Origin of the sequence: Ruminiclostridium cellobioparum DSM 1351 = ATCC 15832, assembly GCF_000621505.1 — a bacterium.
GTDB lineage: Bacteria > Bacillota > Clostridia > Acetivibrionales > DSM-1351 > Ruminiclostridium > Ruminiclostridium cellobioparum.
In genome coordinates, this window is record NZ_JHYD01000048.1 from 24,195 (window position 1) to 49,271 (window position 25,077).

Consider the following 25,077-nt stretch of genomic DNA (forward strand, 5'->3'; position numbering starts at 1 on the left):
CCTTTCCTTTCATGTTTTTAGTTAATGAATATTTTCAGCAGCACTTATACATCTTCTTTTAAACATATTATCATACAATAAACCGCAGTACAATATAAGCGCTTATATTTTTATTTTATAAAAATTAGTAATTGCAATATTTAAAAAGCTATTTTATAATAAATTTAAAAGCGCTTATATTTACTTTAATCTTTGTTTCTTCTCTGCGGCTTCACATTTATACTTTGAGAAAGGACTGATTTTATTGAAATTAAACGAGAACGGACGTCAGCGGTTAAATCTGTACATATTCTTATCCCCCTGGATAATAGGTCTTCTGGTATTTACCCTATATCCCATCATCTCATCCCTTTTTTACAGCTTTACCGATTACAACATAATTGATGCGCCGAGGTTTATTGGAATTAGGAATTATACTGATTTAATGAATGACGACCTGTTTTTCAAATCCATCAAAGTAACACTGTATTATACCTGTTTGAGTGTACCCGTCCAATTGATCCTCTCACTTGCTCTTGCCTTGCTTTTAAATCAGAAGGTACCCTTTATGGGTTTTTTCAGAACATCACTGTACCTGCCCAGCATGGTATCGGGTGTTGTTATGTCTCTTCTCTGGCTGTGGATATTCAATTCCGATTTCGGTCTGTTTAATTATCTTTTATCACTGGCAGGAATTAAAGGACCCATGTGGCTCATGGATGAGAGTTGGGCCATACCAGCCCTGATATTGATGAGCCTGTGGCTGACGGGAAGCGGTATGGTAGTATTTCTGGCGGCGCTCCAGGGTGTCCCGGTCTCCCTGCAGGAGGCAGCAGTGCTGGATGGAGCCGGCAAATGGCAGCAATTGAGAGTTATTACTCTGCCGATGATCTCTCCCATCATATTATTCCAGCTCATAATGGGTATCATAGATTCCTTTCAAACCTTTACCCAGGCTGTGGTAATGACGCGAAACGGAGGTCCCCACTATGCCACTTATTTCTACGTATTCAACCTGTACACCAATGCATTTAAAAATTATAAGATTGGTTACGCCTCGGCACTGGGCTGGCTGCTGCTTGTCACTGTCATGCTTCTCACCTACCTGATTTTCAAGCTTTCTGATAAATATGTATATTACGAGGGGGGGCAAAACTAATGAGTCTACAGAATAAGCTGGTCGGGACACCAAAGAAAAAATCAAATGCGGGCGGGTATATATCTGTTGCAGTTTTGGTAATTGTTACGGTAATAATGCTCTTACCTGTATTCTATATGATATCCACCGCCCTGAAAAGCAATGTGGAAATCCGCAAAGTTCCGCCTACTATTATTCCCTCCCAACTTCATTTTGAAAATTTCGGGCTGATTTTTTCAAAAATCCGGTTCGGGACATATTTCTTCAACAGTATATTTGTTGCAGTTCTTGTATTGACAGGAACACTTCTCTCGTCGTCCCTTGTCTCCTTTGGCTTTGCCAGGTATAAAGCCCGGGAGAAAAACCTCCTGTTTATGCTCCTGTTAAGTACATTGATGCTCCCTTATCCCGCATTGATCATTCCTCAGTACTTATTGTTCAGAAATATCGGCTGGGTGGACAGCTTTCTTCCATTGATTGTCCCTTCGTTCTTTGGCTCGGCATATATGATATTTTTACTTAAGCAGTTTTTCGGTTCACTGCCCAACGATTTATTCGATGCCGCCAAAATCGACGGCTGCAGTGAGTTCAGAACCTGGTGGAATATTGCCCTGCCGCTGTGCAAACCGGCTATGGCCACCGTTTCGATTTTTACATTTTTGTGGACCTGGAATGACTTTATAACCCCTGTTATATACCTTAACACCGACAGCAAATTTACACTGCCCATAGGCATGAGCGGCATGATTTCAGCTTTCCGGCTTATCCCCTGGAATCTGATTATGGTGGGATCAATATACTCTTTGCTGCCCGTTTTTATTTTGTTCTTCATCGCCCAGAAATATTTTGTGGAAGGAATAGTCCTGACCGGGCTCAAATAAGCCTGTCAGCTTATAACGCTCACAGGATAAACTTCTATAAATATAAATGTTAATTAAAGTTTAAGGAGGATTCTCAAATGGTAAAAAGTAAAAAGTTTCTATCAGCTCTCCTGAGTGTTTGCATGTGCTCGACTTTATTGCTCTCTTCGTGCGGAGGCAACAGTCCCGGCAGCAGCGATACCGCCCAGGGAAAAGACGGAGTGTCGGGAAAGGTTACATACCTGACTTTAAATCAGGAGGACAGGGATTACGTGACCAAACTCACTCCTGATTTTAATCAAAAATTCCCTGATGTAAAAATCGAAGTTGTTACGGCTCCATATGATCAATTTGATCAGAAGCTTCAGACAATGATAGCCGGAAATACTCCTCCGGATGTCACTTCACATTTCGGGCAGGCAGGCTTCATGGAATATTACAACAAGGGCATGCTGCTGGATTTGACACCGATGATGGAAGCCGATGAATATGATCCTGTAGCTGTGGGTATACCAAAGGAAATTGCAGATATCTATAAAATCGAGAATAAATACTACGGGCTCCCGCTGAATACATACGTATCGGTACTGGCTTACAACCAGGACCTGTTTGACAGGGCGAATATTCCGTATCCTACCGCCGATTATGAAGACAAAAGCTGGACCTGGGATAAAATGCTTGAATATGCCAAAAAACTTACTGTAAATTCAGACAACATGGAGGCTGCTACATACGGACTTGAATGGTTCTGGGCCGAACCCGACATGAGACCGCTGTATTTCGGAGCAAAGGTTTATTCCGATGATACCTGGACAAACGGAGGAAATCCTTCGGAAGTATACTTCAACTCACCTGAAGTAATTAATGTATACCAGAAGCTTTCAGATCTTGTGTTCAAGGATAGGGTCAGCCCCACCGATTCAATAGTTCAGGGGCTGGGAGGTCAAAGCGGCGAGTCCTTCACCAGCGGAAAGATTGCCATGAAACCCGCAGGTGCCTGGATACTCAGCGGTACCAATGAATTGCCTTTCAAGGTGGGCATTGCTGCAATACCAAATGCCGGAAACGACAAGATCAGAGATGTCCTTTACGTGGATCCCTTATTTATTTTGAAAGGCAGCAAAAATCCAATGGCAGCATATGAATGGATTAAATTCAATCTTGAGCCTGAGATCCAGGAAAAGATGATTGATTTAAGCGGAGGAAATCCTCCTTCAAACATGAAAGCCTTTGAAAAATATTGCAGTTTCTTCCCCAATATTGATCCAAAAGATTTGAAAATGGTTTATGACGGGGGTATCAAATATGGAACCGAATCCTACAACCATCTTGTAAACAACTATTCACAAATTTGGACTATCGTTAAGAATGAAACCGATCCATGCCTGCTTACCGGGAAGTCAACCGCTGCTGACGTTGCTCCTGCAGTTCAGGAAAAGGTTACAAAGCTTTTGAAAGATATGAATTCAAAATAATATTTATTGCATTTTAGAAATTTGTTATAATGGTACAGGTATCCGGTATCTGTACCATTATAACTTAAGGAGAGAACCATGAAGTATAATATATACGATGTTGCCAAAAAGGCAGGAGTATCCATTGTTACAGTTTCAAAGGTCATCAACAATTCACAGACCGTCCGCGAAGGCAACAGGCAAAAAGTACTGCAGGCCATGAAAGAACTTAACTATAACCCAAGTGCTGCCGCAAGGAGTCTGGCCAGCGGAAGAACCGGTGTTATAGGTCTTCTGATAGATAATCTTACAGATTCTTTTTTATCCTCGGCTCTTGGTGCCATAAATGAATACCTGGAGGATAACGGATATTTTCTCGCACTCTCCCTGATAAATGAATCCAAGATAAACAATGACAATATCCCTTTTCTTTTCCAGCAGGACAGGGTTGACGGCTTGCTGATCGTATCTCCGGTATGCGAGGATACGTATATACTGGACTTAAAAGGTAAAAAAATACCTTTTGTGTTAATGGATAATCAGAAATTCCACCCTTCGGTTCCATCGGTAATTGTCAACAACTATAAGGGCGGATATGATGCAACCCGCCATCTGCTTGAGCTTGGGCACAAAAAAATACTGCACATAAGCGGTCCGGGGCTTTATATGTCCAGCAACGACAGGGAAGCCGGCTACAGAGCGGCGATGACTGAAGCAGGATGCGCACCTTACGTTATAAACAGCAGCAATTTCTCAATAGAAAGCGGTTATAAAATAGTAAAACAGCTTATATCGGAAAATAAGCTGTCCGACTTTACCTCAATATTTGCTGCCGACGATTATATTGCCCTGGGAGTGATTGATGCCTTTAAAAATTCAAACATAAAAGTGCCCGGCGATATATCGGTTATAGGCTACGATGATCAGGAACTGGCCGCCTCCTTTCATCCCGGTCTTACTACCATCAGACAGCCTGCCGATGAAATGGGGCGTATAGGCGCAGAAATGCTGCTCAAGATAATAAAAGGCGAAGTTAAAAGATATAATACCATCAAACTTGATCCGGACATTGTAATAAGAGAATCCACTGCTGCTCCCAAACAGTAAGGAAACCATATCAATAAATTTAATAAAAATATGTTTTTGTACAGCATGCGGGGAACCGATAACTCCTACCGGCCCCGTCACTTCAAAAGCATGTCTGTTATTTTTTATTCTGATAGGTTTCAAATTTTTTGAATAATGAAGACAGTTCTTTTCTAAGTAATGCACTGTTGCATATATAATCGATTGCAAATTTTTTTAATAAATCTACAGGAAAATCCTTTTCATTTTCAATAAGATATAATAGTTCCAATTCCAGTTCAGTGTATCCATCACTATTAATATTTTCAATTAACTTTTTATATACTTCCAAAGACTTGATTTCATTTTCTTCCATAACACCTCTAGAATCCCTCGTAATCAGTATATACAAAAGTATATCCGTACTCTCATCACAATAAAGATATTACCATAAATTTCCCCCATGGTCAATTAATGGGTCCTCACTTAGTTGCCGTATACCAGGTACTTACATATTTTTCCAAGGTGTAACCGCAATCCGAATATAATGAACATGCTCTTTTATTTCTGCCGGCCACAGATAATTCCACACTATTATAACCCCTGGACTCAAGGTACTGTTCAATGGTTTTCAGAGCAAGTTTTCCGTAACCCTGACCCTGTCTGGACCTGTTAATTGAAAAAGCTGAAATTTCCGGAATATCACCGTATTGGATTTCAAATGTCCCGTATATCATACCATTTTTTACAAACAGACCGGCATCGGTATTTGGGTCTGCCAGAATTCTATCCACTTCGCCTTCATCTATCAGTACCGAAAGCGGCACGCTTAAAAAAGCTTCATTGTGCAGCTCCATGTAAATTGCAGCACTATCCTGTGTTAAAAGCTGTATATCAAAATAACCAGCTTTATTTTCAGGCACAAAGTCCTTCCTCAAAACAATATAGTCAGTATAGTACTCAAACATATATCTGCCGGTGCAAAAATAATTTCTGTCCAAAGAAACCGCCTTGTCCTTGCAGGTGAAGTATATTTGACCGGCACCCTTCATAGCAGCGGAATCACAGACAGCTTCGGCCGCTGCTTCAAAGCATTCGCCGTTTAAACTGTCACAAATAATATAACAAATTCCCCTGGTCCCTATATCTTTATCGATTATCCTTATCTCTGCTTTCGTGGCATTCTCTCCAGTATAATGAATTGTCCGGAGTATTGATATCCGTCCGATGTGAAAATTATAGCATAATTAATGGTCACTGTAACCAATCAAGCTCCCAGGAAAATGGCCTCAAATTCCTCTCCCTCAACCTTTTCCTTCAAAAGCAGAACCTCTGCCAATCTATTGAGCTTGCCAATATTGGCTTTCAGCAGAGAAAGAGTTTTTTCATAGGCACTGTCAATGATATGTTTTACTTCGCTGTCAATAAGACCTGCAACCTCGTCACTGTAATTGCGTGCCTGTCCTGCATTACCTCCCATAAAAGCATCATCGTTCTCATTTTCAAAAATCATATTGCCCAGCTTACTGCTCATACCGTATTTTGTAACCATATTTCTCGCTATTTGATTAACCCTCTTCAAGTCGCCGGCCGCACCGGTGCTTATCTCATTTAAGGTAATTTCTTCGGCAGCTCTGCCGCCTAAAGCAACTATTATCTCTTCAATGAGCTGGGCTTTGGTATGATAGCTCTTTTCCTCCATTGGCCTGCTGGCTGTATAGCCGCCTGCCGTTCCAGCCGGAATGATTGATACTCTGTCGACATTCTGGCTTGAAGAAACAAGTTTTATTGCCAGTGCATGGCCTGCTTCATGGAAGGCAGTGACCTTTCTGTCGTGCTCGCTCATGACGCGGCTTTTATTCTCAGGGCCCATCATTACTTTGAAGGCGGCTTCCTTTATATCTTCATTCCCGATTTTTCTCTTATTGCTTCTGGCTGCCAGCAGCGCGGCCTCATTGAGCAGATTCTCCAGTTCGGCTCCTGTAAAACCGGGTAACAATTTGGCTATATCACCCAGATTAACATCCTCAGCCAGCGGCTTGCCTTTGGAATGAACCTTTAAAATCTGTTCTCTCCCCTTGATATCCGGCAAGCCGACAACAACTCTCCTGTCGAAACGTCCCGGCCTTAAAAGTGCGGGGTCAAGTATGTCAGGTCTATTGGTGGCAGCCAGTATGATGATCCCGTCATTTATACCGAAACCGTCCATTTCCACCAGCAGCTGATTCAAGGTCTGTTCCCTTTCATCATTTCCTCCGCCCATACCGGCACCTCTATGTCTTCCCACGGCATCTATTTCATCAATGAATATGATACAGGGTGAATTTTTTTTAGCCTGTTCAAACAGGTCGCGGACCCTGGATGCTCCAACACCCACAAACATCTCAACAAAATCCGAACCGCTTATACTGAAAAACGGAACTCCTGCCTCACCCGAAACGGCTTTGGCCAGAAGGGTTTTACCTGTACCCGGAGGCCCTACCAGAAGAACGCCCTTCGGTATTCTCGCCCCCAGTTCTACAAACTTTTCAGGTGCTTTTAAAAACTCAACTATTTCGGCCAGCTCCTGCTTTTCCTCATCAGCTCCTGCCACATGTTCAAAGGTTACCCGCCTCTTGTCGTCAACAGACAGCTTTGCACGGCTCTTGCCAAAAGACATCACCCGGTTGCCTCCTGCACCGCCTCCCTGCTGCCGCCTCATAAAAAAGAACCAAAACAATATGGGTGCTGCTATCAGCACAAGTGTAGGCAGTATTGCCAACCAGACCGGAGTCTGCTGCGGCGGAGCCACACTGTATTTTTCAATCTGCCCGTTGTCCAGGGCATTTGTAAACCTCTCGGATGCCGAAGTGACATCCGGCGGAACAATAACCGTATAGTTTATGGCTTTGCTTTCGCCCAACGGATTTTTAAGCTCTACTGCAGCAGTGCTCATTTGCAGTTCTATAGTCTTCACATTACCTGTTTGGATCTGCTGCAGCAGTTCGGAATAATCCATTTTTGGCGGCTTCTCAGATGGAACAAAAAATGTTATTGCTATTAAAACAACTAAAAAAATTACTATATAAAAACGTAAACCTTTGAAATACTTCAAATAACTCCCCCCTATCCGGTGCCTGCATATATTTTTAAACCAACTGTATTTTCTATTAATTATACCTGTAAAACGGCTTCTCCAAAAGCCTTTTGACCAAATACATGCTCTATTCTGGGCAGGGATATCCCTAAAGTTTCCCTCAGTACATCTTCAGCAGCCTCTACAGGTATGATTGTAAGCTCATTCCTGACCTCTTCCGGTACCTCCTTGAGGTCAACGGCATTATCTTTGGGAATCAAAACCTTTTTAATGCCGGCTCTTTGAGCTCCCAGCAATTTTTCCTTCAGACCGCCGATTGGTAAAACAGCTCCTCTCAAGGTGATTTCTCCAGTCATTGCAATTTTAGAGTCCACTTTAATGCCCGTTACCAGAGAAGCAAGGGCTGTAAACAATGTAATGCCTGCAGACGGGCCATCCTTGGGAACGGCACCTGAGGGAACATGAATGTGTATATCCCTCTCCTTAAAATTGAATGTATTTATTGGCAATCTGGCCTTTAACAAACTTAATGATATTCTGGCCGATTCCTTCATAACATCACCTAATTTACCCGTGAGCGTGACCTGTCCGCTTCCCGTCATATCAGTTGCTTCAATGAAGAGTATTTCTCCTCCGACAGGGGTCCACGCAAGTCCGGTAACAACTCCAGGCGGGTTATCCGACTCGGCTTTTTCATGCCTGGATATCTGCCTTCCCAATACTTCCTCCAACTGCTCCATTTTAATTCTGTATGGCAATTCTGCTTTATTGGAAACTATTTTCTCAGAGGTCACTCTTGCAAGTGCAGCCAATTGTTTTTTCAAGCCCCTGACTCCGGCTTCCAGAGTGTAATCGTTGATTATTTTTTGCAGCACATCATCAGCAATCACCAGCTGCTCCGACGTTAATCCATGCTCTTCAAGAATTGCAGGAATCAAGTGATTTTTCCCGATGTGGAATTTTTCATTAATTGTATAGCTGGATATCTGAATGACTTCCATTCTATCCAGCAGCGGACCCGGAATGCTCTCCAGCGAATTGGCCGTTGCTATAAAGAAAACCTCTGACAGATCATAGGGCAGATCCAAATAATGGTCTGTAAAACTGTTGTTTTGCTCGGGATCAAGCACCTCAAGCAAAGCACTGGCAGGATCTCCGCTGTACCCGCCGGCCATCAGCTTGTCAACTTCATCCAAAACCATAACAGGATTGGTTTCCCCTGCTTTTTTAATGCTTTGGATGATCCTGCCCGGCATAGCTCCCACATAAGTCCTGCGGTGTCCCCTGATCTCAGACTCGTCTCTGATCCCGCCCAAGCTTAAGCGGATATATTTTCTGTCCAGCGCTTCCGCAATACTCTTGCCCAGGCTCGTTTTGCCTGTTCCGGGAGGCCCCACCAGCAGCAGGATGGAACCTTTTTTGTCTTTCTTCAGCTGCATTACGGCCAAATGCTGTATTATCCTATCCTTAACCTTGTCCAGCCCGTAATGCTGTTCATCCAAAATCCGCCTTGCCTCCCCTAAATTGACAGGTGTGGTTTCGCTCTTTTTCCATGGCAGCTGTACCAGCAGATCCAGGTAGTTCCGTATAACATTATACTCCGAACTGTTGGGGCCCTGGGTTTTCAATTTGTCCAATTCTTCAAGGGCGGCATTCTTTATGTCAATTGGCATACCGGCTTCTTCAATTTTACTTAAATAGTCCTTATCCTTTTTAGCCCCCTCTTCCTTTCCTTCATTTAATTCCTCCTGGATTGCTTTTAACTGTTCTCTCAGCACCGACTCCCTGTAATATTTATTTGCCTTTTCAGAAAATCTCTCTGCCATCTGAAACTGAAGTTCAACGGTTTCCTTCAGCTTTACAAGGTAATCCATAAACTTCAGGCTTCTTTCCTTCAAAGACCGGGTTTCCAGCAACTCATACTTTTCTCCGTTTGAAAGAGGCATAAATTGCGAAATATATACAATGAGCGAATTCAGGTCTTTCAGCTCCTCAAACACTCTCAGGTATTGGCCGGCGCCTCCGTACTGCTCCGATCTCGTGTATTTTTCGCTGAATTCCCGGGTAAAGTTCTTAATATAACTTAGCATCTCCTCCCGGCTCTTTTCATTGAGATCAATCTCATCAGGTGAAAAATCGTATTCAGCATAAATACCGCCATATTCAATTCTTATGCCATTGACCTCAACTCTATCCTTAGCTTTGATCTTAATTCGCCAGCCTTTTTCGGTTTGTTCGGCTTCTTCTAATTTAAAGGAAACACCTATCCTGTAAAAATCCTCTTCGCTTAATTGGCTATGTCCAAAGTTTTGTTTTAACGGCAGCGCAATATTTGTATTATCTTCCCGTTTCAAATTTTCAAGTTCTTCCTCATCAAGCGCCGGCAGCCTCAGTATGGAGGTTACACCGGGCAGTATAACCGTATCGGATATAGGAATTACTCTTCCTGATTTACCGTTATTGTCTTGTCCCATCATAATATCATCCTTTCCCGCTATATAAACGAATGTTCATTTAACTATAAATTAAATGATAGCGGGATTTTTTTATGATACTCTCACAAAATTGTCCCGCTTTTTGCCTTATTATTTTAGTAGCACATCCTGTATGATCTCAATCATTTCTTCCAGCAATTCTGCTCTTTCCTTTTCACTTTTGTGGTCATTAAATGCAATGGACTTTACCGGATAGAATATAATTGCTATTAAATTTTCAACCCTGTAATCCTTTATTACATTATTTTTCTTCAGCTCTCCTATGAAATTATTTATATTGCATATGCCCTTTATCTCAGAACAACCGCTGGCTAATGAGGGGCAATTTGAGAACTGTTCCACAAAGTTAAAAATCTCTCTATTCTCCTGAATATAGTTATAATAACTTCTTACAAGTACTTCTATAAGTTGTTTCCCAGCCATCCCACACTGTACTTTATTAAAAATATAATCAAATATTTCTTCAGAGTACTCATGGTAAATATTCTGAAGCATGATTTCCTTGTTATCGAAGTATATATATACCGTTGCCGGCGAAACCCCTGCTTCTTTAGCTATTTTAGAAATAGAAGTACCGTGAAAGCCTTCCTGAAGTATCAATTTGATTACAGCTTCTTTTATACTTTTTGCCTTCTCATCATCTCTTCGTCTCATCTGTTCACCTCAAATATAACGCATAGCCTCGTCATATTTCTATAATAAATGATCATTCATTTATTGTCAATATTTATATTAGAATATAAACAAATCATTGACTTATTTATCAAAGGTGGGTATACTTACCTTGACTTGAAGGATAAAAATCATATAATCAATATAAAAGTTTTCTAGGGTTCCGCAGTTTTACTGGTCCGAGACCAAGAGAAAACTCATAGCTGACAGCTATGCCACGGAAGGATAAAAACCTGGGAGGTATCACGATGATATCTTTCAGGTTTTATTTTTTTAAGGAGGTGAAAACATGGCTTGGCTTTATCTGGTAATTGCAGGGATTTTTGAAATCATTTGGGCAATGGGACTAAAATATTCCCAGGGATTTACAAAGCTATACCCGTCTTTAATTACATTGGGAGGAATGATAATCAGTTTTTATTTATTATCACTTGCGACCAAAACACTCCCAATTGGCACAGCATATGCTGTCTGGACCGGTATTGGAGCTTTGGGCGCCGTTATACTGGGTATATTTCTCTTTCGTGATCCGGTTAGTATCTCACGAATTTTATTTCTTTGCTTAATACTCATTGGTATTTTAGGACTAAAACTTACTTCTGCATGATTATTTAGATATTAAGCATTTCGTCACTGTTTACGGCTAATAATGCATCCTGGAAAAAACAAATGCAGCAAATTTTACCCCGGTACTGAACCTAACCTCTTCCGTTAAGTTCAGTACCGGGGAAACTGCAGATATTATATTTATACTTTATACTCAATATGAAATACCGCTTATTGCCGGTGAGGCCTTTTTCATCTGCCTCATCAAGGCCTACTTTATTTTTCTTCCATATACACGTATAAATCTATAAATCTCACACCCAAGCAATAATGCCCCCATGGTAGTGACCGATATTACATCCTTAAATATAAAATTCCTGAGAAAACCCGGTAAATACGGAACTGTAACAATACTGGTCATCATAAACAATGAAGGTATCCCTATTATGATCAATTCAAATATAAATGTTTTTACAGAACCTTTTGGCCTGCTTCCAAGGAATGCAATGAGAGCGCCTAAAAACAGCCAACTAATCACAGCTATGCTCACAGCTGCTATGAGGTATCCCGTTTCAAACCGATAATATGCCTTCCGGCCAACGTCCTGTGCTATAAAAAGCACAATTATACCAGCTATATAAAATATAATGCCAAATAAACCTGTCCTGATATTCAGCCCTGTTTTTTTCTTCCATATGTCTGAAAGCTTTCCAAGCATTTTACTTTCATTCAGATTCTCCTCTATATCTTTCTCCGGCATAGCGTAATTCATCTGGTTAATTTTCATTTGGCATTTTTGACAGTCTTTAATGTGTGCTTCAATCATTTCTTTGCTTTCATTACTGCAAATACCATCAATATATAAGGGTAATAAATCTTCAATAACATTGCACGATATATCCTTCATGACAAATCCTCCAATCTGCCTGTAATTTTTTGTTTTGCACGGTAATAAGTGACTCTTGCCCAGCTTTCATGCTTTCCAAACAAGTCTGCAATTTGTGCATACGGCAGCTCCGCAAAAACTCTTAATGTGAAAACTTCCTTATATGGTTCGGGCAGAGAGTGCAGCATCCTGTGAATTTTTTCAGAATCAACGCTATCCGCCAATCTATCAGCTAAATCGTCATATACCATTCCTTCGGTATCGCTGTTATAGTCTATTTTTTTATTTTTGTCCAGAATGTTAAAATACAAATTTTTTGCTATCTGGCATAGCCATGTATTTACTTTACAGGTCCCTTTAAAGGAGCTAAAGCTGTCCATAGCCCTTACGAAGGTTTCCTGGGTTATTTCTTCAGCTAATGTCCGGTCTTTGCACAGGGCCAGCATAAACCGATAGACATCCCTGAAATGTAAGGCATATATTTCGTTGAAATTCACACTGATTCTCCCTCCTTTCATATATAAGACAATCGAATTTCAAAAACGTTACATTTTAAACGCTATTTAATTTTACCATTAATGTACATTATTTGTAATAAACATCTTGTAAATAACCGCACAACTAAATAATTACTATATTCATTGTTTAATTTTATGGTATTTATGGTAAATATTTGCAATTTAATGTATAATAAATTGTAAAGCCTGGATTGCTGCTGTCAACTATTTTATGAAGGGGGGTAAAATACTTAAAGACAATAACCTGATATATGATCCTGGTTTCTTGTTATACTGCCAATTCTGAATGTACCAGCCATACCCGTCCGAAAGTAAAAAATAATCTTTCGATCCGGCCGGGTACTCCCGCTTAAAACCCGTACCCTGTAGCAGAACTCAGGGTTAGTTGTAAATTAGATCTTGAGATAAGAGGTTTAATATTATCATTATTTCAATCTGTAAAGAATTTCAGTGCCGAATTCCAATCCGATATTTAATTCTCAATGCAAGTTATTAATCACTCCATTACAAAAACTACATTTACAGAGATTAGTTATGGTGAAACGCCTTATGTACAAGACGTGCAGCAGGACAAGTTTTTAAACAACCTTAAAATTGTGAATATCTTTCTGAAGTCACTTTTTACGGTTGGAATATTTTAATAGGAGATGAAAAAAATGAATTTGAGCGTTAAAAAAACAATCAGCACATTACTGGTTTGCTTAATTGTAATGTCAATGGTATTCACCGTACCGGTATCCCAAGTTTTAGCAGCCAGTGACGTATCAGTGAATTTATCTGCAGAAAAACAAGTGATTCGCGGTTTTGGGGGAATGAACTACCCCGCCTGGCAAGGTTCAGATTTGACGGCAGCCCAAAGAGAAACGGCCTTTGGCAATGGACAGGGGCAGTTAGGATTTTCTATTTTAAGAATCCATGTTGATCCCGATAAAAATACCTGGGCCAATGAATTGGATACAGCAAAAGCAGCCATTAAAAATGGAGCAATAGTTTTTGCTTCGCCCTGGAGCCCTCCAAGTGAAATGGTTCAGACCGTAAATGGCCAAAGACATGTGAAGCCCGATATGTATGCAGCATATGCAAAACATCTTAACGATTTCGTTTCATTCATGAAACAAAATGGCGTGGATCTGTATGCCATTTCTGTCCAGAATGAGCCTGATTATGGAGACGAGTGGACCTGGTGGACCCCACAGGAAATGCTTACCTTTATGAAGAATAATGCCGGCTCAATTAATTGCAGAGTAATAGCGCCTGAGTCCTTCCAATATCTGAAAAATATTTCGGACCCTATTCTGAACGATCCTCAGGCACTGGCAAACCTGGATATACTCGGCGCTCACCTTTACGGTACCCAGGTCAGCAACTTTCCCTATCCCCTTTTCAAACAAAAGGGCGCTGGAAAAGATCTCTGGATGACAGAAGTATACTACCCAAACAGTGAAGCAAACTCCGCAGACCGCTGGCCCGAGGCACTGGATGTTGCTCAGCATATGCACAATGCCATGGTAGAGGCAGATTTCCAGGCATATGTATGGTGGTTTATCCGAAGGCAGTACGGTCCTATGAAAGAGGACGGTACCATGAGCAAGCGCGGTGCTATGATGTCTCATTTCTCCAAATATGTACGTCCTGGCTATGTAAGGGTTGATGCAACAAAAAATCCTAATACAAACGTATACATATCTGCCTATAAAGGTGATAACAAAGTTGTTATTGTTGCCATTAACAAAGGAACCGCCGCAGTAAGCCAAAGATTTGCCCTGCAGAGCGGCTCAGTATCAGGATTATCCACCTGGGTAACAGATAGCAGCAGGAATCTTGCGGCCGGAACTGTTAATGTATCCGGAAGTTCTTTTACAGCTCAGCTTCCAGCCCAAAGTGTTACGACCTTTGTAGGCAACCTGGGAGCTTCGGTGAAAAAGGGCGATTTAAATTCCGATGGATCAATAGATGCCCTGGATTTAACGGTACTGAGAAAACACCTTTTGGGTATCGAGCTTTTGACAAATGAAGCATTGGCTGATTTAGATGCTAACGGAGGAGTCGATGCCCTGGATTTATCGCTGCTCAGACAATATTTGCTGGGTATTATCCCCGGTTTTCCCGGGGAAAGCGGCACATAAATAAATATACTATGCTTTATAAAATGGAATACTTATCGTGATCTTAATATGCTGCCGACCTCCATATAATGCCGGGGCAATCAGTTACCATAAAAATAAAAACTCCCGGACCTGAATCTTTTTTCGCAAGGTTCAGGTCCGGGGAACATCACAAGTATACTGGTTATTAAGATGAAATTTACATAAAAATTATTTACCAAAATCTAATGAGCCATCAAAGCTGTTTCCATCAAAAGTAGTGCCGGTGAAATCAATATCCGGGATAATATTTTTATCAAAATTAAATGTTTTATTATCCTTGAATTTACAATTGGTAAACTTTATTCCACTGGACAAACTAACTGCCAATATATTTGTATCTTTTATAAATGCCTCATTTTCAGATATCTCACATTTATCGTAAACAATATTTGACGAAGAATAAATATTAATTAAATTAGAGCTTTCACATTTCCTGAATATGCTGTTGGTAAATGTAAAATCCTTGCAGTCACTCATTGTCATTGCTCCGTTGGTACACTCCTCAATAATGGAATTATTAAATTTTAAATTCTCAGTATTCATGGCAATAATACCGTAAGTCCCGCAGCCATATAAGATGCTGCTTGAAATATCTATGTCCTTTGATGAATTAAAATTCAACACACCCCCGGCACACTCACCCTTCTCTATGGTATGCCCGGCTTTAATATTTTTTAATGATATTTTATTACAATATATAAATGTGAAAACATCCGCATATCTTGGCTCAACAACTATTTCAGCGGGTTTATCCCCTATACCTTCCAACGTCAGATTATAAATTTCATCCAGTATCAGTTCATTGCCGTCGAACTCTTCTTTCCAATAGATGTTCTTACGTTCACTGTACCCCTGTTTCAAATCAGATAAATTATAAATTCCAGGTTTCAGCTTGATATGCTTGTTTGAGCCAAGTGCGGCAAACAGTTCCTCAACATTGGATACCGTAACTTCCTGTACTTTAATGTCAGTTTTTTTGCCTATGTAGATACTCTTTGTATTACCGTCCCAACTGACATCTTTCCCAAATATTTTACTTATTGCTGCAACAGGTACATATGTAACACCATTTGAAATAAAGGGTTCAATTGTTTCTCCGTTAGCGCCCTTAGGTTGTGAAAGGACTCCATCCACATAAATTTTTATGTTATCATATACAACCGATATCTTATTTTCCATAGGTTCCGCTAAAACAGTTATTCCCAGTGCAGATACCCCTAAAACCGCTGTAAATAGCAATCCTGAAATAAAGCCTTTAAGTTTGTCCTTGTTTATCATTTAAGTTCCTCCAAGTTTAATATTTTATTTATAATACATGCTTTCCCGGATAATTTTTATATTAATATTTTATATTAATAGCCAGATAATTACAATTAGGATAAGACCCCTTATTCAGGCTCATTTGTGAAGCTCGAATTTCCGTCATATTGCAGGTATACAAATACCAAATATACCATATACCTAAATTGTGCCATTAATCCATTTTGGAATCGTGGAACTTTTTAAGCCAATCTTTTTTATTTTTTATTTCGCTTTTTGATAGCCTATATATTTCCTGACTATAATTTTTTAGCAGGCTTCTTTTGTTAAAATCAAAGAGAGTCTCATCACCTTCCGAGTTTTCTTTATCTAACGTAAAACATTCTCCCTGGTTATTCCATGTATAACGCACTCTTCTATTTGCAGAAAATAGAAACGCATCATCCGGATTTTCTAATTCATTCGCATTGCTGTTTGTGAATTTTATTTCATAATTGACATCTATATAAAACCCATCCTGGGAATCTGTTAAGAGGTAAAATGGTTTTATTTCAGACATTGTACCATTTATTGTTATATATGCAAGTTGACTTGATGACCCCCAATCACTTTTTTGTGTAATATATCTTAAATCTTCAGATATACCATTATTTCTTATTCCATACCATACGTCATCAAATTCAATAATGCCTGTACCATAAGCATTAAGTTGCTTAAATACAAGCCATGCCCTTTTTGAATTAACATCTTCTTCTATCCTGAAATTAGGCTCATAATTAAGATTCCTGCCTGGCAAATTAATGTTTCCCATATAAGTTATATTACTTTTGTCCTCTTCAAATACAAGATAACTTAATCCTGCTGCAGGTAATACCATCTCGATTAAACCAATATTCTTTGAAGTATATTGAAGTTTAAAATGATAGAGATGTGCTGAAATTATTCCCTCCCTTTTCTCAGTATCGTCAAGAATGCTATTTTTTACTTCAATGCCATACTCTTTTAAGGTACTATTGACAACCTCTATGGGTTTTTCATTGATTCTATTCACAATATCATTTGTATTAATTTTGTTAACTAATAAATTTAAATTATCAGAATTAGAAGAATGTAATGTGGTGGTTGAAATATCTCCTTTTTGTATTTCTGTTTTTGTAGATTTAATATTAACTCCAACGCCGGTATTTTCAGGCTTATCCAAAATAGTAGAGACCAAAAGGAATAATATAATGAGCAATAAAAAGCATATAATTTTTGCATTTTTCATTTTCCTATTCCTTTCTCATAATATTAAGGGGGTTCGTAATAAAAGTTGATTGCAAACTATATTGGTATTTTACAACTTATTACCAGAATATAAGTTACAAAATTGTAATATTAATCTACAAAGTTCATATCCCGGAAATAAAAAATCCAGAGATACCCATTAAATCGGTATTTCTGGATTTTGTATTTTTCTTAACTCATGTAAATTTCTTATACACATAACTAATATTTCCGAAAAACTTCGTTAGGCAGCTTTATTAACTGCAAATGTAATATAGGCAGTAAACCATTTATATTTTCAACACATTTCTCAACTTCCTGCTTTTGTTCTTCCTGGGATAAGTTGCTGTCAAGCATGGGACTTCTTATATAATTTATAAAGGCATTCTTTTCAATATCAGCCAGTTCTTTAAGCTTTGTTACGATATCCTTTGCCACAGTCAACGGTACACCCAGATCAATAAAGTATTTAACAAATCTGCAGACTGTCATGCTATAGGCCGGAAACATTGTATTACTCTTGTCTGTCGAGATAATTATGCGGAGATCAATCAGTTCGTTTATATTTTCGTCACTAAAACCAATTTCCTTGATTTGCGATATGCTGACCTGGTTTTGATCAACGCCAAATGGCAGCAATTTATTTACAGACTCAAGTATCTGCAAACCAAAACCATTTATTGTATTTGTATCGTAGTTTACCAACCTCTTTATTTGATTCAACGTAAAATCAGCATTCCTCATTTTTTCAATAACCTTTAATTTCTCTATAAATTCTTCATCATAGTAGGCCATATTCTTCGCGGATTTTTGCGGTGCTGGCAAAAGGCCCTCTTTAATATAAAAATTAATTGTGGCCCGAGTCATATTAGTTAATTTTTCAAGTTCCCTCATTGGAATCTTTTTCTTGCGCTCGGATTCATCCTTCATCTTATCACCCCGTCATTGAAAGTATAAATTAAAGCTTTTTACTTGTCAATTTTGTTGACAAAACTATTAAACTTGAATATATTATGTATTAAGTAACACCTTTTACTTTGTGACATATATTACATTAAGCAAGCAATGAATAAAATGGGGGTTATTTTATATGAAGTACAAAGCTGAAATTTTTGATCATTTACAATATTTATATAACACGACAGGCTTTAACGATCACCAGGTACATTGTGTAATCAAATTTGAGAAAAAGGTTGATTCTATTGCTATGAAAAAAGCTGTTGAAATATTGATTAATACTGTACCTATATTATCACGAGTATACAAACACGGCAACAGCAGTCCGTTTTGGGAGGACTCTGGAAAAATACATATATCAGAGTATTTTTATGTTGTGGAAAGTTATAAAGAATTTGAAGCTTTTACTTTTTCCAAAACAGATGAAGAGTTTGGCCCGCAGATTAAAATTTGTTTGCTGCGATCAGAAAGCGATTCACTGTCCATTGTAATTAACCATATGATTACTGATGGTGCGGGAATCAAGCAATGTGCCTATCTTTTATCTGAAATATACTCACGGCTTCTTATAGATCCGGATTATAAGCCCGAATATGTCATTGACAGTGACAGAGGCTTTAAGCATGTCATTTCAGGATTAAGTTTAAAAGATAAAATCAAAATCCTCATATTCAATAAAAAAGATAACAATCAAAGCAGCGACCACAAATTCCCAATGAGTAGAAATAAGAGTATTTCACCTTTTATACTGACTCACGAGGTTTCAACTGAAAGGTATGCACAAATCCGGAATTTTTGTAAAATAAACAAGGTAACCGTAAATGATGTAATGCTTACTGCATATTTTAGAGTTCTGTCAAGAATATTAAAAATCGACGGAGAACTCTTTGGTATACCAATTATGATCGATATGAGAAGACATTTAAAGGATAAAAACTTAAATTCGCTTACTAATCTTTCTTCAACTGTAATTATAAATGCATGTGTTTATCAGGAGGAGAGTTTCTCTCAAACTTTAGAAAAAATAAGTAATGAAATGAAAAATAAAAAAAAGAATTATTTAGGGCTAAATACTTTCTTAAAATTAGACACTTTATTTAGGTTTTGTAAAGGCAGCCTTCCTTATAAAATACTAAAGCATTCATTAAAAAATCCCAATATATGTATGACGAACATTGGAATCATTGACTCAAAAAAGTTAGTATTCGAAGGCTCTCCTATTTCTAATGCTTATATTTGCGGATCAATTAAATACCGTCCACATTTTCAGATGGCTGTAAGCAGTTTTAACAATAGGATGACACTAAGTGTTAATTTGTATGGCAGTCAAGAAGATCGTGATACTATTAGAGAGTTTTTCTCTCTAATAGATGCTGAATTAATAAAACTTTGATGAATTGGCAGAGAATCGACCAATTAAATCAAATTAAATATCAAATTTACAAATACTCAAATACAAACGGCTGAGAGTCCTCCTTAAAACCATATTATAAGGTTAAATCAATATTTTACTCCCTGCAGAACATGTTTCTTTCCGCCACATCCAGGATATTTATTAAGTATAAACCCAGCTTCTATGAGGGCGCTTTTTACATCACTTGCCACAGTAAAAGTGGAACATGTACCTCCCTGTTTTGTCTTTTCTCCAATTGCCATAAGCAACTCAGGCCGCCAAATTGAAGGGTTCTTTTTGGGACTATGCCCATCGAGAAACCAGACATCACAGGATTTCTCCAAGGATTCAACCATTTCAAGTGCTTCTCCTATCCAAAGATTCAGCTCAATCGTTCCAAATGACTTCTGTATTTTCGCTGAATGCCAACCTGCCACGGTGATATCAATACTTCGATATGTTTCCACAAGTGCATCGATCTCCCCACTGACTCGATCTTTAAATCCACTTAGGATATCGAGCATTCTCTCAGGACTCAAAGGGTACAGTTCAACTGAGTTATATTCTATAGAAATATTTTTCAAACCACTTTTTTTAACAAACTCCATAAGCGCAACTACCACACGCCCAGCGCCAAAGCCTGTTTCACCAATGATAAAAGGGGTTCTCGATTCTATCCCCATAGTAATTCTCTCAATTAGATTATTATTCGTAAAATAGATCTGCTGTGCTTCATTCAGCGCATCCACTACATCAAAATAACGATCATCAAACTGTTCATTCACAAGCTTGGATGGTATTAACATAGTTCACATTTTCCTTTTCATTTTATAATTCATATAATTATTTCACATTTTTCAATAACATCTAAGGAATTTATGGTTTTCACTGTAGATTTTGAGCTCTCTTTCAAACTGCTATTATTTTATCCAAAGCAATCTAGTTATTATAGCATTTTTACATTATTATAGCAACTTGTACAAATTATTGAACTCGCCATCTATAATCGTCTCTTATAATATTTTAGATATAAATACGTAATGTTTCGGCTTAGGTATTTTCTTAGAAGAACCTGAAGCATTTATCATGGAAATGAAAGAAGTTAAAGAACTCATTCAAATATTTTCTGATTGTTAAACCTCTCTTGCATCAGAAGTTATACTGGGAAACTCCGATATTACCCTTGAAAATTCACATATTGGAAATGGGAGTGGTTATGTAGACTGAATTATAATTATTTATAGTCTCCTTGACAATTTTTAAAGTGTTTTCTTATTTCTATGGCTGTAAAACTAAATATATATTACCTTTTTTATTTTCTTTTAACGTAACATTTAACCATGATATATTATCTGTTTCAGGAATAAATCCAATAACATTCAAAGTAAACGAATCTCCAGCTTTAAAATCTTTGGCTTCAAATGTATCAACAAACACTGTCTTATCTTTTTTAGGGAGGGTATTAGACTCATCAAATGCAATACTTTGATCATTAATAAAAGTGTATCGATTATTCAATATAGTAACTAAATTCGATTTATTAAACCGAAACGTATTTCCAACTATTTCATAATAACCAGAACAAATTACAGGAGATACTTCTTTATAAACATTAAATGATGAAATCAGCTTGCCATCTTTATCAATTAATAAATCACCTGGAAGATTCCCCAACGTAAAAAGTTTATTTCCATCATAACGGATAAATGTTGGATAATATTCTCCGTCAAAGCCTGAATCCATAATAACAATCTCTTTATATGGGTCATTAATATCAAGATCAACAATCTGAAAATCTTGTGAAGATCGAACGTCGTTTATGAATAGGTTAAGATCATACCCGTTTACTGAAATCGTATTATCACTGTTATTGTGTAAAGCACAGCTTATTTTATCTATTTTCCCATCAGAGTTTAGATCAATCTCGCCTTTTACATTAATAGTATATTCTAAATCATCTTCCGAGCAATCAAGATTTAGGTCACTTATTTCAAATGCATCTTGAATTGGCTTAAAATTATTAAAATCTAAAGTATCTTGTATCTTATTGACTTTTTTCTCTGTTTTCCTTACTAATTCAGTATCTGATGCTTTTCTTTCAACTTTCTTAAAAATGCGTTTCTCATCTTCAACTTCTAATATAATCTCTCCATTAACTATCTTTCCTTTGTATTTTCTCGTGTTGTTATCTGATACTTCTATTATTTGTTTATTTTGCCAAAGCGGATTCTCGTTCATCGGTACATCCTTGCTATATTTATATTTTAGGTTAACAGGTTTGCTAAACATGTCATCTTTAGTCAAATAGATTTCAAATGAAATTTCATTATTTCTGATTATCAAGTTTTTCATATCAGCCACAAAAAATCCAGGATAATATCCTTCTCTAGCCAGATCAAAATCGTCACTTGTACCATAATATCTACCGGTAATCTGACCTTTAACATTTTCGAGGACAAGATAATAATCTTCAATTAAGTCAAGTGCATCATCTTCGTAATCATAACAATATATTCCGACATAATTGTCAATATTAGATTGAACATTATCTTTTGACTCATCAGTATTAAAATTATCTTTAGTGTTTGGTGAAGTTCGTTCTTTATCAATACCAGAAGCTGCTAAAACTGAATCGGTTGTGGATATTGAGTTTTCTTGCGATAGTGTTTCAGTTTTATAATTTGTATTTGAGGCTTTATTGCTACATCCGGCCAATGCCAGAATAAGTATCAGAAATATAGCTACTTTTTTCAAAGCTAGAACTCCTTATAATATATTTTTAGACCATTAACCTATAACTCACAATCATAACTTACTTGATAATAATTCTACCATTTCCAATTTATTCTATCAATGTGCATAAAAAACTCCCGGAGCTGAACCTTTTCATAGAGTCAGCTCTGGAAGGGCGTACAAATACGTAAATATTAAAATGAAAAAAACAATTACTGACGCAGATAAACCTATAAAATATTTTAATAAGAAACATGCCATTAACTTGTCTATCAAGTGCTTATAAAAAAGATATCCTAAAATAACCACGCATTATTAACTAACTAACAAGTAATTTTTGCCCAAATTCGTTGCTTCCAATCCTTCCAAACCAACTTTTCTAGTACCAAAATCCTGCTTATAATTTTCTAGTAATCATCTTGCTCCCTTAATGGAGTTCTAATCCAACTCCAGTGTTTTAATATATCTGCTTCTTTTATGTCATTTTCTTGATAATGGTGCACATGTGGAAATGGTATAGAAATTTTATTTTCATTAAACCCCTTTGATTTTAGATATTCTGCCATCTTTGTTATGTCATCATATATATAAATAATATTATGTCTGTCATATACCATCAGCTGCTTGGTCTTAGTTGATGCTAACCATAAATGGTGCCTTCCATCTGTCTCTAGTAACTTCTTATATCTGTTAACAAATTCAGATATCTCCACATAAGACATTGGATAAGGGCATTGATATCTTCCTTCTTCATTTTCATTTCTAGGCACTACGAGCACATATAAACACCAATATGGCGGTTCAAAACTCTTAAGAATATCCAGCATGAGGTCAATTTGATTTTTTATGGGTGCAACAGTTATCCTTTTATAATTGGGATAGCTTTCAATACACCAGGAATCATTATAAAAAAACTCTTCATCAGAATCTCCGACTACAATACCAAACTTAAATATTTTGCTCATAACTTTTCCTCGTTATATAATGCTTTTCTAAATATATTGATATTCTATCTTAACAGCAAATTAATTACAATCGTAATAAACTTTTGCCAGTTAACCATCACCCCAATAATGAAATAACTTGTTTGCCTGGCAACAAATTTATATAAAACAAACAATATAAGGCTTCCTTATTCAGGCAACCTTATTATATGAAGTATTTTATAGTTCATTCAAATCTAGAATTAAATCAAATTTAACTTGATTTATTCTAGATTTGGAACAATATTTTCTGGTTATTTTTGTTAAACCTCTCTCGTATCAGCACTTACTAAGATTATAATATAAGAAGGTATACTGGGAAACTCCGATATTACCCTTGAAAATTCACATATTGGAAATGGGAGTGGGTATGTAGACTGATTGCTTTTTGTTTCGCATTATCCACATACATAGTATATGGATAATGCGAAACTGATAGAAATAGTTCAACTTCCCATTGTGCTTATTTTATATGCTTTTCAAGTTTGGTAATAACAGTTTTAAATCTCACGTGTTCGCGTACCGGTGTAAAAATTTCTCTTGATACTAAGATTTCTTTTGCACCTAAAGTCGTATTTTTCATATCATCAAAGTCCTTATTTTTCAGGCAGGTTTCGCCTTGAAAAATAATCGACGTATACGTAGATATTTCCGGAAGAACGTCCCATTTTATACTATGTTCCACAAACTTCTCTATACAGTTAAGTGCATTGTCATAATCTTTCAATTTTATATAATCTTCCGAAAGCCAATAATAAACTGCTCGTAACCTTAAATTTTCATAAATATAATCATTGTTTTCGTGTAATATTTCTTCAATACCTATAAGTTTTTAAATAGTTTTACTCTCTTTTCTGCATTATCCTTATATTTCGAGTTGGCAAGATTTTCAATTGCATATTCAAACATATCCGATAACAGCCATATATTTTGAACAATCTGATTTGATCTCGCTTCCTCGTCAAGTATTTCCGGAAGCACCATATCGCGCGAATCACGTGCAAGCGGTAGTTTGTTTGCTGTTTCAATTGCTTTTTATTTTTCACCTATATCTTTATAAGCGCGTGCAAGCACTTGAAGCGAACGAAAACGCAGATTGTCGTCCGTGCAATCAACTAAAATACGTTTGCAAATTGATATGGATTCCCGTAGATTTTTCTGCTTCTCTTCTTCATTAAGGAATACATATGGTTTTTTCGTAAAACATAAAGTTCTTGCAAGACAGTACAATAAATCATAATTATTCGGAAATTCTTGAATGGCGTTTCTGAGCATATCAATTATTGTACCGTTGTACCATTTTATGCTCCTCTATTTTACTCCACTTCCCTTAATATTAATAATAACTACCTCAGGTGGGTTAAATATACGTGGTAAGCGAGGATTAAATGAGACTCCTCTACTTACTATATGTCTTAAAGATTCATGCTTATACATCCCTCCGGCATACTTTGGAAACCAACCTTGATTTGGAGCATATAGGCCATTTAGTATAAATGGAATTCTCACCTGCCCGCCATGTGAATGCCCTGATAATACCAAATCAAAACTAAATTTCTTATATTCTTCAATTAGTTCAGGACGATGAGCCAAAAGTATTTTAAATGCTGTATTATCTTCAAGTTGAATAAAATTATTATTCATTTCCC

21 protein-coding genes, 1 pseudogene and 1 riboswitch are annotated in these 25,077 nt (G+C 37.4%); of the genes and pseudogenes, 7 read left to right on the forward strand and 15 right to left on the reverse strand.

The annotated features are described in order from the left end of the window. Nucleotides 1–244 precede the first annotated feature (244 nt). From T344_RS0116820 to T344_RS0116835, 4 genes are all read left to right on the forward strand, one after another. Complete coding sequence (locus T344_RS0116820; protein ID WP_027629679.1) at nt 245–1,138, forward strand: carbohydrate ABC transporter permease; 894 nt, start codon at nt 245–247, stop codon at nt 1,136–1,138. Beyond that, nucleotides 1,138–1,998, forward strand: a complete 861-nt coding sequence (locus tag T344_RS0116825; RefSeq protein ID WP_027629680.1) for a carbohydrate ABC transporter permease — start codon at nt 1,138–1,140, stop codon at nt 1,996–1,998. Before T344_RS0116820 ends, T344_RS0116825 begins: the two co-directional genes overlap by 1 nt. A 77-nt stretch (nt 1,999–2,075) precedes the next feature. Next, nucleotides 2,076–3,452 (forward strand): ABC transporter substrate-binding protein, encoded by a 1,377-nt coding sequence (locus T344_RS0116830; protein ID WP_027629681.1) that lies wholly within the window; start codon nt 2,076–2,078, stop codon nt 3,450–3,452. A 78-nt stretch (nt 3,453–3,530) separates the two neighbouring features. Further along, the gene (locus T344_RS0116835) at nt 3,531–4,538 is read left to right on the forward strand and encodes a LacI family DNA-binding transcriptional regulator (protein WP_027629682.1); all 1,008 of its coding nucleotides are present in this window, start codon (nt 3,531–3,533) and stop codon (nt 4,536–4,538) included. A gap of 97 nt (nt 4,539–4,635) precedes the next feature. Here the strand turns inward: T344_RS0116835 and T344_RS0116840 are convergent, their stop codons facing one another. From T344_RS0116840 to T344_RS0116860, 5 genes are all read right to left on the reverse strand, one after another. Then, nucleotides 4,636–4,872, reverse strand: coding sequence for a hypothetical protein (locus T344_RS0116840; protein WP_004626810.1), 237 nt, complete (start codon nt 4,870–4,872; stop codon nt 4,636–4,638). Nucleotides 4,873–4,978: 106 nt separating this feature from the next. Next, nucleotides 4,979–5,497, reverse strand: a complete 519-nt coding sequence (locus T344_RS0116845) for a GNAT family N-acetyltransferase (protein ID WP_162178043.1) — start codon at nt 5,495–5,497, stop codon at nt 4,979–4,981. Nucleotides 5,498–5,763: 266 nt separating this feature from the next. Further along, complete coding sequence (gene ftsH / locus T344_RS0116850) at nt 5,764–7,590, reverse strand: ATP-dependent zinc metalloprotease FtsH (protein ID WP_027629684.1); 1,827 nt, start codon at nt 7,588–7,590, stop codon at nt 5,764–5,766. Between the two features lie 59 nt (nt 7,591–7,649). Then, nucleotides 7,650–10,049 (reverse strand): endopeptidase La, encoded by a 2,400-nt coding sequence (lon, locus tag T344_RS0116855; RefSeq protein ID WP_027629685.1) that lies wholly within the window; start codon nt 10,047–10,049, stop codon nt 7,650–7,652. A 108-nt stretch (nt 10,050–10,157) separates the two neighbouring features. After that, a complete protein-coding gene (locus T344_RS0116860; RefSeq protein ID WP_027629686.1) occupies nt 10,158–10,721 on the reverse strand; it encodes a TetR/AcrR family transcriptional regulator in 564 nt (187 codons plus the stop codon). A 162-nt stretch (nt 10,722–10,883) separates the two neighbouring features. Further along, nucleotides 10,884–10,981: riboswitch (guanidine-I (ykkC/yxkD leader) on the forward strand. A gap of 47 nt (nt 10,982–11,028) precedes the next feature. Between T344_RS0116860 and sugE the strand changes: the two genes are divergently transcribed. Continuing rightward, a complete protein-coding gene (sugE, locus tag T344_RS0116865) occupies nt 11,029–11,346 on the forward strand; it encodes a quaternary ammonium compound efflux SMR transporter SugE (protein WP_004626720.1) in 318 nt (105 codons plus the stop codon). A 210-nt stretch (nt 11,347–11,556) separates the two neighbouring features. On the opposite strand, the gene T344_RS29900 is transcribed toward sugE, so the two are convergent. Continuing rightward, on the reverse strand, nt 11,557–12,192 hold the full coding sequence (locus T344_RS29900; RefSeq protein ID WP_051571971.1) for a zf-HC2 domain-containing protein: 636 nt from the start codon (nt 12,190–12,192) through the stop codon (nt 11,557–11,559). Further along, the gene (locus T344_RS0116875; protein ID WP_027629687.1) at nt 12,189–12,668 is read right to left on the reverse strand and encodes an RNA polymerase sigma factor; all 480 of its coding nucleotides are present in this window, start codon (nt 12,666–12,668) and stop codon (nt 12,189–12,191) included. The genes T344_RS29900 and T344_RS0116875 overlap by 4 nt, the downstream gene beginning before the upstream one ends. Nucleotides 12,669–13,345: 677 nt before the next feature. Between T344_RS0116875 and xynC the strand changes: the two genes are divergently transcribed. After that, nucleotides 13,346–14,815, forward strand: a complete 1,470-nt coding sequence (xynC, locus tag T344_RS0116880; protein WP_027629688.1) for a glucuronoarabinoxylan endo-1,4-beta-xylanase XynC — start codon at nt 13,346–13,348, stop codon at nt 14,813–14,815. A gap of 189 nt (nt 14,816–15,004) precedes the next feature. Here the strand turns inward: xynC and T344_RS0116885 are convergent, their stop codons facing one another. From T344_RS0116885 to T344_RS0116895, 3 genes are all read right to left on the reverse strand, one after another. Next, a complete protein-coding gene (locus T344_RS0116885) occupies nt 15,005–16,114 on the reverse strand; it encodes a stalk domain-containing protein (protein ID WP_027629689.1) in 1,110 nt (369 codons plus the stop codon). Between the two features lie 196 nt (nt 16,115–16,310). Beyond that, the gene (locus T344_RS0116890) at nt 16,311–17,363 is read right to left on the reverse strand and encodes a hypothetical protein (protein ID WP_027629690.1); all 1,053 of its coding nucleotides are present in this window, start codon (nt 17,361–17,363) and stop codon (nt 16,311–16,313) included. Between the two features lie 221 nt (nt 17,364–17,584). Next, nucleotides 17,585–18,292 (reverse strand): MerR family transcriptional regulator, encoded by a 708-nt coding sequence (locus tag T344_RS0116895; protein WP_027629691.1) that lies wholly within the window; start codon nt 18,290–18,292, stop codon nt 17,585–17,587. Between the two features lie 160 nt (nt 18,293–18,452). On the opposite strand from T344_RS0116895, the gene T344_RS0116900 reads away from it, so the two are divergent. After that, nucleotides 18,453–19,712 (forward strand): WS/DGAT domain-containing protein, encoded by a 1,260-nt coding sequence (locus T344_RS0116900; RefSeq protein ID WP_027629692.1) that lies wholly within the window; start codon nt 18,453–18,455, stop codon nt 19,710–19,712. A gap of 107 nt (nt 19,713–19,819) precedes the next feature. Here the strand turns inward: T344_RS0116900 and mnmC2 are convergent, their stop codons facing one another. The 5 genes and pseudogenes from mnmC2 to T344_RS31155 form a co-directional block, all read right to left on the reverse strand. Next, entirely contained in the window at nt 19,820–20,518 is a 699-nt protein-coding gene (gene mnmC2 / locus T344_RS0116905; RefSeq protein WP_027629693.1) for a tRNA (5-methylaminomethyl-2-thiouridine)(34)-methyltransferase MnmC2, read from the reverse strand. A 472-nt stretch (nt 20,519–20,990) separates the two neighbouring features. Beyond that, complete coding sequence (locus T344_RS0116910; protein ID WP_027629694.1) at nt 20,991–22,466, reverse strand: hypothetical protein; 1,476 nt, start codon at nt 22,464–22,466, stop codon at nt 20,991–20,993. A 386-nt stretch (nt 22,467–22,852) separates the two neighbouring features. After that, nucleotides 22,853–23,410, reverse strand: a complete 558-nt coding sequence (locus tag T344_RS0116915; protein WP_027629695.1) for a hypothetical protein — start codon at nt 23,408–23,410, stop codon at nt 22,853–22,855. 481 nt (nt 23,411–23,891) lie between these two features. Further along, nucleotides 23,892–24,155 (reverse strand): hypothetical protein, encoded by a 264-nt coding sequence (locus T344_RS0116920; protein WP_027629696.1) that lies wholly within the window; start codon nt 24,153–24,155, stop codon nt 23,892–23,894. A 584-nt stretch (nt 24,156–24,739) separates the two neighbouring features. Continuing rightward, nucleotides 24,740–25,077 (reverse strand): annotated as a pseudogene (locus T344_RS31155) (metallophosphoesterase); the annotation flags it as partial.